General features: G+C 54.7%; 8 protein-coding genes. 5 read left to right on the top strand and 3 right to left on the bottom strand.

Going from position 1 to position 16030, the window contains the following annotated elements:
* The first annotated feature begins 23 nt into the window (after positions 1-23).
* Positions 24-1439, top strand: a complete 1416-nt coding sequence (locus GOW93_RS12120) for an FAD-binding oxidoreductase (protein ID WP_170384443.1) — start codon at positions 24-26, stop codon at positions 1437-1439.
* Positions 1440-1471: 32 nt separating this feature from the next.
* Here the strand turns inward: GOW93_RS12120 and GOW93_RS12115 are convergent, their stop codons facing one another.
* Positions 1472-4177, bottom strand: coding sequence for a DUF6493 family protein (locus GOW93_RS12115; protein ID WP_170384441.1), 2706 nt, complete (start codon positions 4175-4177; stop codon positions 1472-1474).
* Entirely contained in the window at positions 4174-5280 is a 1107-nt protein-coding gene (locus GOW93_RS12110) for an SWIM zinc finger family protein (protein ID WP_170384439.1), read from the bottom strand. Before GOW93_RS12110 ends, GOW93_RS12115 begins: the two co-directional genes overlap by 4 nt.
* Positions 5281-5920: 640 nt before the next feature.
* Between GOW93_RS12110 and GOW93_RS12105 the strand changes: the two genes are divergently transcribed.
* Both GOW93_RS12105 and GOW93_RS12100 read left to right on the top strand, forming a co-directional pair.
* A complete protein-coding gene (locus GOW93_RS12105; protein WP_170384707.1) occupies positions 5921-7648 on the top strand; it encodes a type I secretion system permease/ATPase in 1728 nt (575 codons plus the stop codon).
* Positions 7638-8954, top strand: coding sequence for an HlyD family type I secretion periplasmic adaptor subunit (locus GOW93_RS12100; protein WP_170384437.1), 1317 nt, complete (start codon positions 7638-7640; stop codon positions 8952-8954). Before GOW93_RS12105 ends, GOW93_RS12100 begins: the two co-directional genes overlap by 11 nt.
* A 14-nt stretch (positions 8955-8968) precedes the next feature.
* On the opposite strand, the gene GOW93_RS12095 is transcribed toward GOW93_RS12100, so the two are convergent.
* Positions 8969-11008: a dockerin type I domain-containing protein gene (locus GOW93_RS12095; protein ID WP_170384435.1), complete on the bottom strand. Its 2040-nt coding sequence runs from the start codon at positions 11006-11008 to the stop codon at positions 8969-8971.
* A 210-nt stretch (positions 11009-11218) separates the two neighbouring features.
* On the opposite strand from GOW93_RS12095, the gene GOW93_RS12090 reads away from it, so the two are divergent.
* Both GOW93_RS12090 and GOW93_RS12085 read left to right on the top strand, forming a co-directional pair.
* Entirely contained in the window at positions 11219-15040 is a 3822-nt protein-coding gene (locus tag GOW93_RS12090; protein WP_170384434.1) for an Ig-like domain-containing protein, read from the top strand.
* Between the two features lie 60 nt (positions 15041-15100).
* A complete protein-coding gene (locus GOW93_RS12085) occupies positions 15101-15919 on the top strand; it encodes a SapC family protein (protein WP_170384432.1) in 819 nt (272 codons plus the stop codon).
* Positions 15920-16030: the final 111 nt, after the last annotated feature.

Below are 16030 nucleotides of genomic sequence, written 5' to 3'. Positions count from 1 at the left end.
CAACGCAAGGAAGGTTTAAAGTCATGTTTGATTTGAAAGCACTTGATGGCCAATCGGCCTCGATAGATCAGGCCGCGCTGGACGCATTGGACGCATCACTGAGAGGGGCCGTCCATCTGCCCGGCAGCCCCGGTTATGATGAGGCACGCACAACCTGGAACAGCGTCGTTGACCGTCGGCCTGGCTTTGTTATCCGCGCCCTTGGCGCCAGCGACGTGCAAAAAGCAGTGAATTTCGTACGCAATGCCGGATTAGTCATGTCGGTACGTTCCGGCGGCCACCAGATTGCCGGGCACGCCGTTGCGGACGACGCGGTTATGTTAGACCTGTCACAGATGCGTTCAGTGCACGTTGATCCTCAGGCCAGAACCGCTCGGGTGGCTCCGGGTGCGGTTCTGGGTGATGTCGATCGCGAAACTCAGGCGCACGGGCTGACAGTTCCGGTGGGCATAAATGGCACCACTGGAATTGCAGGCCTAACGTTGGGCGGAGGATTCGGTTGGACAACCCGCAAATTTGGCATGACAATTGACAATCTGATCTCAGCCGAAGTCGTCACAGCAGATGGTTCCATCGTCCATACCTCGGCCACCTCGCATCCCGATCTGTTCTGGGCCATTCGTGGTGGAGGAGGAAATTTCGGCGTAGTGACGTCATTCGAATTTCAGTTACACCCCCTAGGCCCCGAGGTCCTGTCAGGTTTGGTGGTTCATCCAATCGAAGCAGCGCCAGACCTACTGGCACAGTATGTCAAAATTGCCGATACAGCACCAGATGAGCTGACGGTTTGGGCCGTGATGCGAATGGCTCCTCCCCTACCCTTCCTGCCCGAAGAATGGCATGGGCGCGAGGTTCTGATCTTTGCCGCCTGTTACGCCGGTGCGATGAACGACGGCGAAGCAGCCATGGCCGAGTTGCGCGGGCTGGGTAATCCAATTGTGGACGTCATATCGCCTCACGCCTTTGTGGACTGGCAATCCGCGTTTGACCCGTTACTGGCTTCAGGCGCGCGCAACTATTGGAAAAGTCATGATTTCAGCACCCTGACGCCCGACGCGATTTCCGGTCTGCTAGAGGGGATCGCCAAATTGCCGGACCCGGCCTCGGAAGTTTTTGTTGCCCATGTGGGCGGCGCCATGGCCCGTGTTCCGACCGATGCTACAGCATATCCGGAAAGATCCGCGCATTTTATTATGAACGTCCATAGCCGTTGGGAGGACCCGACCAAGGATGAGGCCTGCATCAACTGGGCGCGTGCTCTCTATGATCGGATGACCCCGCACGCCACCGGAAGCGCCTATGTCAACTTCATGCCCGCTGATCAAAGTGACGCGCTGGATGGCGCCTATGGAGCCAATGGAAGCAGGCTTGCCGAGATAAAGCGAAAATACGACCCGGACAACCTATTCCGGATCAATCATAATATTCTGCCTGCCTGACGCCCTCTCCATCACTGGAAAGGGCCTGCGCGTCAGGAAGTGTTCTTCTGGAATGCAACTATCTGACGCGCAAATTTTCCTGTTTTGCCACCAGCTTTTACATTCTCCAATGCTGCTAAAGACGACGCCGATCCAATCCCGTCACTGGAGGCGACACAAAGTTCGTACAGCAATTCCAGAATTCCACCCAAATCGCGCGGTAGTTCGGTTGGCAGGTCAATCATCATCGCCCCCAGCGCAGTCTTGATAGACTGCGCGTGTAAGTCAGACGTTCTGGCAACTTCGGCCATTCTTTTTGTCCAGCGACGTAGTGGAATTCCTGCGTCAAAGACAAGGGAATGCGCCGCGGAACTAAAGACCAAAGGATCAAACCGCTCCTGTGCAACCAATGTGGTTATCGCGTCTATAGTGGTGGATCCGATACCTTCATCCGCGCTGGCCAAATACCAGGCAAGCATGGCGTGAGCCATAACGCCGGGATTGGGGTCGGGACGGAAAAGCGGTTCCAAAAACATCAAGCAGTGATGGTTTGTAAGCTTTTGGTCCAATTCCAACTCAAATATCCCAGTTGAAAAAAACAACTCGGAATGCGCCGGGCGGATCAAACCAACCCAAGGATTTGGATGTGTCATCCAACTGGCGCCCTGTTCAGCTCCATAGGTGTGTTCAAACTTTGCAGGCAGCGCGAAACCCAAGGCGGCGTCCACGCTTTTGGGAATGGGCGGCAAAACCCGTAACTTGGGTCGAGGCCAGACGCAGGGTTCTATCCGCTTTATATCCGCATGAAAGCCATAGCTGGCTGGCACACCCAAACCGGGAACCGATCCGCCGACCAACCGTTCAATAGCTGAATCCACGCGCAGCGGCACGGTCGAGGACCAGGCAATTGCCCACAACTGTCTGTCTGATTCAGGCGCGATGTCTGCGCCGAGCGCATAGGCCGAGGCGCGTTCGGCCTCGGATTGCGGTCGGAATCGCTCCAAGGCACTTTTACGCCCTTCGGGTGCGAGGCGCATCAGCGCAAGTTTAAAATCAGCCTCACCAGGTTGCACACCCAGATTTCGATAGCGATCCAGCCGATCAAGTAATTCAGCCGCCGCAAGAAATCCGCGATTGTCGTTGGGGGCTGACAACATGGGAACTGAAAGGCCGTTACGCACGAAGCCCAGCAATTCCTTGGCTCGTGCTGCAAACATCCCCTCGAAACTGTCCTGCTCGATCTCAAGCGGGACATGACCATGATAACGTGGCACTTGAAAAGTTAACATTTCGGTGTCGAAATCCGTTCTATTTGCCCAAGCCAGAGCCGTCGCCAAGATGGGTTTTTCAAATGTCTTGCCGGTGTTGAATGTCTCTTGTAACGCGCGTTTCTGCATCTGCGACGCCCGCTTTGCCAGCGGCGACAGCAAAGGCTGTGCTTTAACCCCGTATCTGGCCAATCCGTCAAATGCGCACTCGATCAAAAAGGGGTCATGGCGGTTTTCCAAAAGCTCAAGAAAAGCTGCTACCGCATCCTCTGCCGATGTGACCGGCTCAATGACCTCCAATTTCGCGACCAGAAAGTCCGGTTGCAGGGTCAACACATCTGGTTCAGTATTCAAAACGCTCCGCAGCCGCGTTTTCACCGTAGGCGCGGTCACGTCCACATAATCGGTTAGTTTGGCTTGAACTTCTGGCGCGTTTTGTTGATCGAGGGCTTCGATGAGGTCCAATGCACGGGCCTGAACATCCGGAGCCTCGGAAATCAAGGCTGAACTGGCCAGTAGAGCTATGCCAGCCGCCCGTTCAGGATTTCGCTTGGCGCAGTTCTTCAGCAACTGCAACGCCATGACGGCACTGGTCTTTTGGCGGCTTTGCAACGCAGGCTCGAGAGATGACAGTAACGCATCAGCGTCGATACCGGAAGTTTTGTCAATTTGTTTCAACACCTTGAGCGCAAATGCAACGGTTGGCGGAATCGTACTGCGAAGCAAATCCAGATATCGTGCCACTCTATCTTGCATTTCCGGACCCGTCGGACAAAGTCCGGCATGAAACCGCGAATACCACCCTGCTCGAAACTGCCCGAAATCCCGCTCAAGGGCATCCAATGAGGCATCCAACAACCGGGTTCTATCCAGGGTACCATCTTGGCAAAGCCCAATCAGTGCGTCCGCCCAAGACATCCCCGGCCCGCAATATTTGTCATGCGCGGCCAGGCTGAGATCACCTCCACCTTCCACCTCGAAAAATCGCCAGACGTCTTGCTTCAAAAATTGCGATCGCGCGTTGGCCGGTACGGCCGCCTGGTGAGCGTAGTAACCCAGAATATACGCCTCGTTCCGCGGGATTCTGCACAGCCCTTCGTGAAACAGCGCATGTATGGTCTGGATCAGGCGGGGGTTGTCCTCGACCGCAGCCTCAGCCCACGCATCCACCCAGCTAAGTCTGAGCACACGAAACACTTCTGGCAATGCAAGCGAACGCGGCAGAACCTGCCAATCTCCGCATTTGTATTCCGAAGGGCGCGCAGTCGCCAAAACAGCGATCCCCAATGACTCCGCATCTTTTGCTATTTCCGGGGGCTGTTTCTTGCTGTTGAACTGCCTCTCCCAATAGGCCTTTTCGTGGGCCTTGTGTGTTTTCAACGCGACCGGCGCAAAGGCACGGCGGTTGGCTTCGGGAATTGCGGCCAATACTTTAAGAACCTCAGGCGCCCGTTTGGTTGTTATCAGTTTCAAAAATTCTGCTTCTGTCACGCCGATTGCTCCAGCGCTATTTCTACGGCCAGAATGTGCTTGCAAGGCCCCCGCGCCGACTTGTTCCTTGAGTACCAAGGGCACGTGCAACTTGGACTGTCACCTTCGAGCCGAACACGATGCGTCACGGCCTCGCTGGTCACGTCTGCGCCATTGGGCAGAATTTTGATGGCTTTGTCTTCTACAAGTTGCTGGGCCGCCAAGAGACGAGGGTTCATCGCCGCCACCCTATCCATGTCAAAGGGCAAAACCCGGTGGAACCACGCAGAGCGTGACAGATCAAACCCAACAAGACCGGAAGCTGCCAGATGTGACATAGCTGTCTTCACCTGATCGAGAGACAGGTTTCCGCCCCGCGCGAGGGATTGCAGATCCAGTTCGTCCTGCCAATTCAACTGCGCGCGCAATGCGGCACTTTCAACTTCTATATGTGCCAAGTCGGATAAAAGACGACCGTCCCCCGGAAACCCCCGCCACGGCTCGACGTTCAAGACCAAACATACTCTCTGGGTCCCAAAGTCCAGCACCCAGGCTGAGCTTTCCAACACCTCACTAAAATAGACATGCAAGGCGCTGGCCTTGCTCACTAAAGATTCCAAAACACGCAGCCGATGGCCCCCTCGCAACGGCACGCCACCGGGGACAGGACGCGTTGTCGTCCGAACGCCAGTGCTGTTACCCTTTACCCAAATCCGATGATCTGATTTCGAGCGCGGCAAGCCGCGCAAGAACCGCTGCGCCTGCACGGTTGACAGCGAAAACGCTTTTTCCATGCAAGAAAGATGCCCCTGCACTTCAGCCAAACCTTTGATCCACCGAACGGGTAATGGCACCTTTCGCTCGGTGACTGTGCCCAGTTCATGAGACAATCCAACGGTATCTGATCCAATAGTTATTTCCATGCGGCTATCCGGGCTGGTGCGCGTAAGAAGGGCGCGCAGTTCCGGACCGAAATCTACATTCGTCGTGCCTTTGCCACGGTGTTCGACTTCAAGCGCATCGTCATCAATGTCCAACCGGATATAGGCGCTGCAACAGCCCGAGAACCCTTCAAACCGCAGGGTGTCTCTTCCCACGGTCACAACAGGGTCCGCTTCGCGCATAATTCGCGCCAGCATCGAGGGTGGTACGTAAAACCGTGAGCCAACAATTTCTGACACAGCCCGCAAAGATTTGGCGGTGACTTCAGGTTCCTTTAAGACCGCGGTCAAGTAGGCAGGTGACACATTCGTAGCGGCTTGATCAACCGCCAGAAACAACGAACTCTTGTCACTTTGCCCAGTCAACGATGACCGTCTGGCATATCGGTAACTGTGGTTAACTCCGGTCATTCAAAAAGGACTCTCGCCACATTGCAAGTATACTTAAGTACGCATTCAAACGCGCCCGAATTGTTCGAACCTACCAACACAAAGTAGACGTGGGAATATTGTCAGCAATGTGACTCAAATACTGGAACTAAAATTCCGGATGAAAACTGTCTTGTCTGCGCGACCGGCCCACTGGCAGGACCACGCATTCAATTTTGGATCACTCGGCGGACTCTGGTCAAACTTCGGCATGAATCGGCGCATAGCCTTCATCAATATGATCGGTGATTGACGGCCCGCTACTTTTCAATAATCCACCAGTTCTCGCTTTTTGTGGCATTGCGGCATACACTGAATATCAGCCCGTAATGAGTGCAATAAGCCCGCTATTAACAGTTACTAAAGGCCCAGTTTCGTGAACACTGTAAATCGCATGATGCCACCCCGCCATGAACTGCGTAATGTGCGCAATCAAGGGATGACGTTTCTGGCCCTTGCGTTCCTGTTCAGCATTTTCGTCAATTTGTTAATGCTGACAGGGCCTTTGTTCATGTTGCAGGTCTATGATCGGGTGCTGAGTTCGCGCGCTGTTGAAACGTTAACCGCGCTGTTTTTACTGGTGACGCTCCTCTATGGCCTGATGGCAATGCTGGATTTTGCCCGCGGTCGCATCGTGGCCCGGTTTGGTGCCCGTTTTCAGTCAGAATTGGATGAGCGTGTGTTTGACGCGACATTGCGCCGGTCCTTATTCCCACAAATTCGGTCGGCTCCAGCTACCGGTTTGCGCGATCTGGAAGCGATTCAAAACCTGTGTTCCTCGCCTGTTTTGTTGGCGGTCATGGACATCCCTTGGACACCGGTGTTTTTGGCCGCAATCTTTCTGTTCCATCCGCTATTGGGTTGGCTGGCCGTAGCTGGCAGTGTCCTGCTGATTTTGATCGCCGTCCTTAACCAAAACTTGACTCACCGCAAGGTTGCCTCAGCACAACGGGCATCTGCGCAGGCCAATGCCTTTTCGGAACACGCGCGGCAAGCCGCCGAAGTCGTACGCTCCCAAGGGATGCAAGAGGACATCACCCACCGCTGGCAAAAGCAACGAACCAACGCTTTGAGCCAGACAATTGCAGCCAGTGATTGGACCGGCAGCTTTACGTCCTTAACCAAGTCACTGCGGCTGTTTTTGCAATCGGCGATGCTGGCTCTTGGTGCATGGTTGGTGCTTCGCAACGAACTAACCCCAGGTGCTATGATTGCTGGGTCAATCCTGTTGGGCCGGGCGCTTGCGCCAGTTGAACAGGCAGTCGGTCAATGGGGGTTGGTCCAACGAGCACGATCTGCCTGGACCTCACTAAACCAGTTTCTGGACGCAACACCGCCCGAAAATCCACGCACCAAATTGCCCGTGCCAAAAGGCCAGCTAACCGCAAAGGGGTTGACCGTTATCCCACCCGGAGCAGATAAACCGACCCTTCGCAATGTCACGTTGCAGCTTGAGCCGGGCAAGGCACTTGGTGTTATCGGCAAAAGTGGATCAGGAAAATCCACACTTGCCAAGGCGCTATTGGGTCTATGGCAACCCGCAGCCGGAGAAATCCGGCTGGGCGGTGCAACGTTGGATCAATATGATTCAACCGATTTGGGCCAGCATATCGGCTACTTGCCGCAAGAGGTCACCCTTTTCAACGGGACGGTGGCTGAAAACATTGCCCGAATGTCTGAGAACCCTGACCCCGAAGCCGTTGTCGCGGCAGCAAAACAGGCCAAGGCTCATGAGTTGATCTTATCACTCAGCAAGGGGTACGACACGTTCCTGGAAGGGAATGACAGCCAATTGTCCGGCGGCCAGAAGCAACGTATTGCACTTGCGCGTGCACTGTACGGCGACCCGGTTCTGCTTGTCTTGGATGAGCCTAACTCGGCATTGGACGCCGAAGGAACCGAAGCGTTGAACGCCGCTGTGCGTGGCCTGAAGGCGGCTGGCAAGTCAGCCATCATCATGACTCATCGCCCGCAAGCGATCTCGGAATGTGACGATCTGGCGGTGGTCGAAAAAGGCCAGGTCGTGAAGTCCGGCAGCCGAGACGAGGTATTGGGCGTAATGGTGCATAATGCCAGTGCAATTAAACGTGGCCTGAGCCAGGTGAAAAAAGATGCAGGATAAAACGGCTCAAAATTCGCGCCCAGTGTGGCACATCACTATACCGGCCATCGTCGGCTTTCTTGCGCTGGCCATTCTTGTCGGCGGGATTGGCGTCTGGTCGGTCCAGACGCACCTCGCAGGGGCCATTATCTCACAAGGCAGCATCGAGGTCCAAAGCAACCGGCAAGTGGTTGAACACCCCGATGGCGGCGTTGTTGGTGAGATATTCGTTCGTGATGGTGATGTTGTGTCTGATGGCGATTTGCTGGTGCGCCTGGACGACACATTTTTATCGTCAGAAAAAACCATCGTCGAAACTCAACTTTTTGAATTGATGGCGCGGAAGACCCGGCTGGAGGCCGAGCGCGACGGAACCGACGTGGAAGCCCTGGCGCCTCAGTTGGCCAAACTTCAACAGCAAGAGAACATCGACCCCGAATTGGTCGCTGGCCAACAACGCCTGTTCGAGGCGCGTTTGGACACCTTGCTGCAGCAAACCGAACAACTGGGCAAACAGCGAAACCAGATCGAGAGTGAAATCAAGGGCACCGAAGCCCAACTGGTATCATTACGCCGCCAGGTCGATCTAATTCAGGATGAGCTGAAAGATCAGCAAAGCCTATTTGACCGCGGTCTCACTCCGGCCAGCCGCGTATCTGCCCTGCAACGGGAAGAGGCTAACCTGATAGGCCAGATTGGGCGCTTGGAATCAACTGTCGCGCGCCTTAGGGGCCAGATATCTGCCACCGAAATCAGAATTGTCGAACTAACCGCCACGCGGCGCGAGCAGGCAATCACTGAGTTGCGGGATGTGCAGGCACAGATTTCGGAACTGGCTGAACGTCGCCTGTCGCTGGATGTGCGCTTGTCACGACTGGATATACGTGCCCCTGTCTCCGGAACCGTATACGGAAGTCAGGTCTTTGCGCTGCAATCGGTGATCCAGCCAGCCGAACCGATGATGTATATCGTACCTCAGGACACACCTCTGCTTGTGGCCGCTCGCGTAGATGCAATTCATGTCGACCAGTTGCATGTCGGTCAGCCGGTTTCCCTTCGCTTTCCCGCCTTCAACCAACGGGAAACACCCGAGATTGACGGTCGGGTTATCACGGTCTCGGCAGATACTTTCAGCGACGAGGCCACTGGACAAACTTTCTATCGCGCTGAGGTCATACCTGAAGACGACCAGCTCGAGCGACTGAACGGGCAGCCTCTATTGCCTGGTATGCCGGTGGAAACCATGATCAAGACAGACGAAAGAACCCCGTTGTCTTATTTGGTCAAACCGCTGAGCGATTACTTCAACCGAGCCTTCCGCGAATAGCCAGAGGATATGTCTCAGGCGGGCTCCAAATTGCCCAGTAGGATCGAAGTCATGTCAGCGGTGACGACATTGTCCACAATCGTGACTTCTATACCTGTCTCATGATTGACATCTGAGCTGGTGATCCCAGACAGGTCAGCATCCGTGTCAAGGAACACCCATTCTGCGTCATGCGCCGAAGGCAGCCCCACAGCCACCTGAAGAATAATCAGCGCGTCCAATGATGTAACCGTTCCGTCCTGCGTGATATCCGCTGCAATCAGGTTTTCGGGTGACGCTGGCCCCCAAACTGGATCCAAACCAACCGAGATTCGCAGAACTTGCAATGCATCAAGCGCAGTGATTTCCGAACTTGCTGTCGAATACGTTTTGAATATCTCCAATTCGCCGGGGAACGACCCTGATGGGAGCCCTAGATCAAACCGTCCTTCGTCGTCCGCGCGTACGCTGATGGTCCCGCCACCGTTCGGAGTGAAATGAATCTCGGCGTCGGATAATCCCGGGTTTGCGGTCTCTGAATTCAGGTTGATATGACCTTGAATGCCTTCTGAACTGGCCGGGTCCAGAACTCCGAAATCCTTAAAATCGACCGTGACATGATCTGGACTCTCAAACCCCGATCCGAACACCTCATCATTGGTCAAAGGTCCACCGGTTTCGGAATTAATTACAACCACTTCGTCACGATATTCTATTCGCGCGCCTTGCGACGTTGCTGTGAATGTCAGCTGCTCCGGTGAACGCAACAGTGGATAGTCGAATAGATCGAGCCTGTCTGTCCCGGCGGCGAAGTCGTTTATTGTCGTCGTATCACTGCCGTATTTCATGACAAAGATGTCCGCCCCAGCCCCCCCGTACATCGTAGTTGCTCCAACACCTGCGATCAGAATGTCATCACCTGCGCCGCCAATGAGAGTGGTGTCGAGGACACTGCCGCTGAGCATGTCATCCTGTGTTGTTCCGTTGATAGTTCCGAACCCGTCTTGCACAACGCCCAAGTTTTCGATCGAAAAGGTCAGCTGCGTCAGCCCTGGGTCCTGTTGCGATGCGACCAAAATCTGCAGCTCATTCGCGACACGCGCCACGCTTAGGGCTTCGATATTTTGCAACCCGCTTTGCAAGGTATCTTCGACGCTGTCCAGATGCACAAGCTGGCCACCTGGCGTTAGCTTGAACAGGGTCACGCCATCATCCCCGCCACCGGCTACGACAAACACATGCCCTTCAACTTCGACAACAGCAAGATCCTGCACCGAGCCAAATCGGGTATGCAGAGTATCCAACACATGATCCGTCGGCACCAAGCGCCCATTGATCGCCAGTTCCATCACGCTTAGCGAATTGCTGCCTGCCCCCGCTACAATGATCCATGATTGATTGTAGGTCTGTACCACTTCGACTGCAGTGGGCGTCGCGATCCCGAGCGTTGGCAAAGTTTCAGAGTTGTCTACGACACTCAGCGCACCGGTACTGTCATCGAGATTGTAGGTGTTTATCATTCCACTGACGGCATCACATGCGACTGCGTAATTATGGTCACCAACTTGCAGCACCTTCATTGAATCAGCCTCTGCCGTGACAGAGGCTGAGGCATTCATTGTTCCGTCCGCATTTACTGTGTAACTGGTGATTTGCCCTGTCGTTTCATGTGCGGCGATCAGAACATCGCTGACTTGAGCAAGGGCTGAGATATCGCCGCCACCTATCAGAGTATCGGTTTCCTGCAGGGCGCCAATGGTCCCGCTCGGGTTCAATTCGTACCCGACCAACCCGGTTGCTGATCGCACGTCTAGGGCTAAAATCTCTTCTCCGGCCAACGTGACCGGCGTAACACTGCGACCGACCTGATATGTGATCGATTCGCCGAAAAACTCCGTATCCACCAATTGTGGCAGCGCGCCTTCGACCAGTTCCCAAACCGCAATACCACCTGCAGGACCAGTCACGCTGTACAGGTATGTGACGCCATTAAACGTTTTTAAAGCCGTATCACCGATACCTGAATCGAGCGTCGCGCTCCCCGTTGCAACCACGCCTTCGAACTGAAGCACCATATCGAATTACCCCACGCCACATCTGGCACTGTCTAAAGGATGATCTGATGCCCAGTCCGAAACCAAAGCGGGAATGTGGAGAAAACGAGGAGTTCGGCTTCAGTTTAACTCAATTTTTTCTGGTCCGGCCGCATGAGCCACCGATGGAAAATACAGATGAAGAAAATCTGGACCCTTCGGTCGAATGCGGAAACCACATGTGAGGGCAAGATGACAAAAGACTCCGAATCCAAAGACAATCCGGTTGACGTCCAGCCTGATTTCGAACGCAAGAAAAACATCCGCAAATGGATCGACGGTAAAATGCGCCGCTGGACCGGGCGAGGCATCGCCGGTGGGCTCAGGTCAACGATTCTCGCCTTGCCAGCATTGGCGCAAGCCACGATCGAAGAGCTCTATGCGTTTCAATTTGCCGAAACGATTCCCGGCGTTCGCTCTGTAAAGCTGTTGGACAATGGCGATGTTCTTTTGAAACTGGCCGATGGCCGCAAGGTGATTGTAGCGGCTGAAAACGTCCAGGTGCTGGATAGCGGCGCCATCATGATCGCCGAAGGAGTGGTTTCCGAAATCGCCCAGTTCACCTTGGTCGAAGCGGGTGGTGCCGCAGCAGCAGGCGGCATCAGCGGGGCCACGGCCGCTCTGGGGGGGCTTGGGTTGGCCGGCGTTGCCGCTGCAGCAGGTGGCGGCGGAGGAGGAGACGATGATGAGGCTGCTCCTTCACCCACACCCAGCCACCCAGGGCTCAATCTGGCAGGCGTGCAATCCGACGCGCTTAGCAGCACTCGTCTGAACCTGAGCACACCCGACGGGACAAATACCGTCGAAGTCACAATTGGCTCGCTCACCAAAACCGTTACCCCCGAAGCTGACGGAACCTGGGTTGTTTCGCTTTCTCCTTCCGAGGCCGCCGCTTTGCCGCAGGGGATTCCCAGAGTGACCTTCCGAAATCTCGATCTTGATGGTGCGGAGTTGTCGACTGAAACCATCACATTCGATGTGGACACCATCCCCCCCACTTTAGCGATTTCCGGGTTCTCGGACGGCGCGATATTGAATGTGTCCGAACAGGCCACGGATTTGACTGTTACCGGAACGACCGATGCAGAAAATGGGCAAACCGTCTCTGTAGAGGTAAACGGACAAACCTATACGGGGACTGTAACTGGCGGGCAATGGAGCGTCTCAGTTCCTGCCGTAGACCTCGCGACCTTGCCGGATAGTACATCGATCATCGTCACCGCGGATGTCACCGACCAGGCAGGCAACCCGGCAGTACAAGCAGCTTCGAGCTTTGAGACGGATTTCACCGTTCCGACAATCTCATTGGACCCGGTCGCAGGCGGCTCAATTGAATTGATTGATGTGACAACCGACCTGATCCTGACCGGGACAACTTCGGCAACGGATGGTCAGCCGATTACAGTTACATTCGCCGGTCAAACCTATGCGGCTACAGCATCTGGCGGGACCTGGAGCGTAACCGTTCCCCTGGCCGACCTTGGTGGATTGTCGACGGGTGACCCTGTCGCCGTCAGCGCCACAGTCATTGATGAGGCAGGCAACGTCTCAGTGCCTGCTGCGGCGTCTGTTCCCGTGGACCTGACCGGCCCCTCCGTTGCCATCTCTCCGCTGTCTGTCGGTGCCGTACTGAATTCCGCCGAAGCTGGATCGGATCTGACGATCTCAGGTACGACCAGCAATGTCGAGGACGGTCAGCAAGTCACAGTATCCTTGAACGGGCAAACCTATACGGACACGGTTTCGGTCGGAGCATGGAGCGTCACTGTACCAGCCGCCGATTTGACAACCCTTGCCGATGGCGGAAGTTTTTCGGTCACTGCAGATGTTACAGATTTCAATGGGTTGGTCGCGCCACAAGCCAGCGTCGCTTTGACCAAGGACGTAACTGCGCCAACCTTGTCGATCGATGCATTCTCGGATGGCGCCATCCTGAACGCAACTGAACGCGGAACAGACCTGACAATTTCAGGATCAACCACAGCCGAAAATGGGCAGATCGTAAATGTCTCAATGAATGGGCAGGCGTATACCGGCGTGGCCTCTGGTGGCACCTGGTCTGCAACTGTTCCAGCGGCAGATCTCGCGGCTTTGTCCGACGGTTCAACCGTGTCGGTCACCGCTGATGTTCACGATGTTGCCGGTAATCCGGCAATTCAGGCGAGCGCGAGTTTTGCTACAGATTTTACTGCGCCGACGCTAAGCATTACTGGCCTATCAGATGGTGCGGTCTTGAACGCCGCTGAACAAGGCACAGATTTGACGATCACCGGCACCACTGATGCTGCCGACGGCGCAATTGTCACAATCGAAATCGCCCGGCCCGATGGGACGATCGATGTCAGTGGAACTGCTACAGTGAATAGTGGCATCTGGAGCTATACGGCCCCAGCCGCAGAATTGGGTTCTTTTCAAGATGGCATTTCATATGAAGTGGGCGCATCGGTTGCCGATGCAGCCGGTAACACCTCAAATGTTTCCTCTAGCTTTGACACAGATTTCACTGCACCAACCGTGTCACTTAACCCCTTGCCGGTAGGGCCCGAGTTGGACGTCTCGGAACAGAGCAATGATCTTGCTATTTCGGGCACGACCAGCGCCGAGGACGGCCAGACTGTGTCCGTAACACTGAACGGCCAAACTTACATCAGCATCGCATCTGGCGGCACCTGGTCCACAACAGTTTCCGCAGCCGACTTAGCCGCCCTGACGGACAGCACGGAATATCCGATAATTGCCAGCGTAATGGACCTGGCGGGCAATGCCGCGCCCCCGGCGACAACTACTTTGACCACGGATTTGCGGCCAATTCTGACAATAAATCCGGCTGGCTCAAACGGCGCAGTTTCGCTGACCGACGCGCAAAACTCCGGAGTGACTGTTTCGGGAACATCTGTCGGGCTAAGTGCGGGGCAGTCGATAGATGTTACCTTGAATGCTGTGTCCGTTGGTTCGGCATCGGTCGGGGCGGATGGCTCCTGGTCCCTCACAGTTCCAGCTTCGGAGTTTTCGGGTTTCGATGCCGGGGATGATCTGAATTTCTCGGCTGGTGCGACAGTTTCCGGCGGGCTGAATCCCCTTGACGCAGTTGACGAAAACACGGCACACGAACCCGCGACCTATGTCATCTCACAGGCAGGCATCAGCGGTAACACCGCAACATTCGAAGTCTACGCAGACACGGATCGAGATTTTTCGGGGGGGCTTTCCCTGCAAATGGATCTGGGTTTTGACCCGTCCGTGGCGTCCTTCAACACAGGGTCGGATGTCGCCCACAGTGATTTCCTATCTCTGCTTTCCAACCCTATCACCGCATCAGAGATCCGCTTTTCGGGATTTGGATTGACTTTCTCTGATCCAAGCCAACCTTTGCTGACCTTTGAAATGACCATCATTGACCCAAGCAAACCCATCGAGCTGTCGATTACGACTTCTGATGGTGGGCCTTCGGTCTTCCAAATCGGAACAAACGGCGACGATACACTTGTGGCGACAGAAGTGGACAATGTTATCCGCGGTCAGGACGGCGATGACATGATTGATGTCTCGGATGTTGGGCGCGACGTCATCGTTTTTGAGGCGGACCCAGCTGAGAATGGCGTAGATACGGTGACAGGCTTTACTCTCGGCTCTTCGGAGGATGTCGCGGATGCTGTGATGTTCGCTGGTCTGAGCTTTGCAACTCTTCGTGGCGAGGGAACGGACGTAGAAACCCTGGCGGTTGGCGATGCGATTGGAGCGGATACTGGTGTCGTCGGGCTGACAACGGTTTTAGGCGATCTGTCCGAAAGCACGATCGAAACCGCCGTCGAAAGTTTCACCGGGCTTCAATCCGGTGACGAACTTTATGTGATGGCCACGGATGGATCAGATACCGCTTTGGTCAAAGTCGATTATTCTGCCCCGAACTCTGCTGTCGTGGAAACGGTCGCGCAGTTTAACGGGTTGGATGACCTGAGCAATCTGACCACCGACAACATCTTGCACACCGATCCTACGGGGGCATCGGCCTGATTAGAAAATTGGCTGCTGATTTTAGGACTCGGCAGCCACATTCAATGGATGGGGCAGAAAATGGAAGAAAATGGCCTGGTTCCAGTTACCGTCGCTCGTCACGGACGGAAATACTGGAAACGATTCACCTCTTACAAATTTGCTGCTGATCGCCCTGACTGCGCAATCGTTCTGCAAGAAGTCGCACAAGCAGCCGCAGCATTTCCCATCATTTTCAAGAAAACCAAGCTGGGCATTGAGCCAAGGGTGATTTTGTCCCTATCGGAGGGTTCGACCACGCCTTTCGTCTCGCAAAGCGGTCAATGGTTGGCCTCATATGTGCCCTCGGATTTTCGATGTTATCCGTTTCAGGCTGAACCCATCAGCGGAGCTACAAGTGGCCACACCCCCACCTTTCGCCTGAATGTAGATGAAGCATCCGGACTGGTGACGACCAATCCAAGTGACGAAGCGTTCTTTGACACTGATCGCGTGGTTTCATCAGCGCTGAACGGTGTGAAAACCTTTTTGCAAGCCCGCGAGGCGACCAAAAAGACGACACTGGAACTTTGTCAAAAAATCGCAGCTATGGACCTTTTTGAACAGATAAATTCCCATCGAGGGGTTGCTTTGCCAAATGGATCATTCGGAGTTTCCGCCCATCGGCTCGAAAGTCTGACACGGGCCGAAAAGCTAAACTTACTTGATTCTGATGGACATTTGTTGCTGCACGCACACCAGATTTCGCTTTCGCATTGCGAATGGCTGGAGCGAGCACAGCGGCAGATCTCGCAACCCAAGTTCGCGGAAAAATACACCAAAAATTCAGATGTTTCAGATTTCCTCTGTGCAATGGCCAATGTGCAGAATGACGAATTTCCTGGAATTAGTGAGGTGTGAAACACCTATGCCAACTCGCACCATCAGACTTAGAATTGCATCCTTTTTCTGTATTGCTGTGATATCCTCAGGCTGTACAACCCCGCCCGATCTGACAGGGGTTGAAAGGTC

Origin of the sequence: Ruegeria atlantica (genome assembly GCF_013032455.1) — a bacterium.
Classification (GTDB): Bacteria; Pseudomonadota; Alphaproteobacteria; order Rhodobacterales; family Rhodobacteraceae; genus Ruegeria; species Ruegeria atlantica_B.
This window is presented reverse-complemented; position numbering and strand designations above follow the sequence as displayed.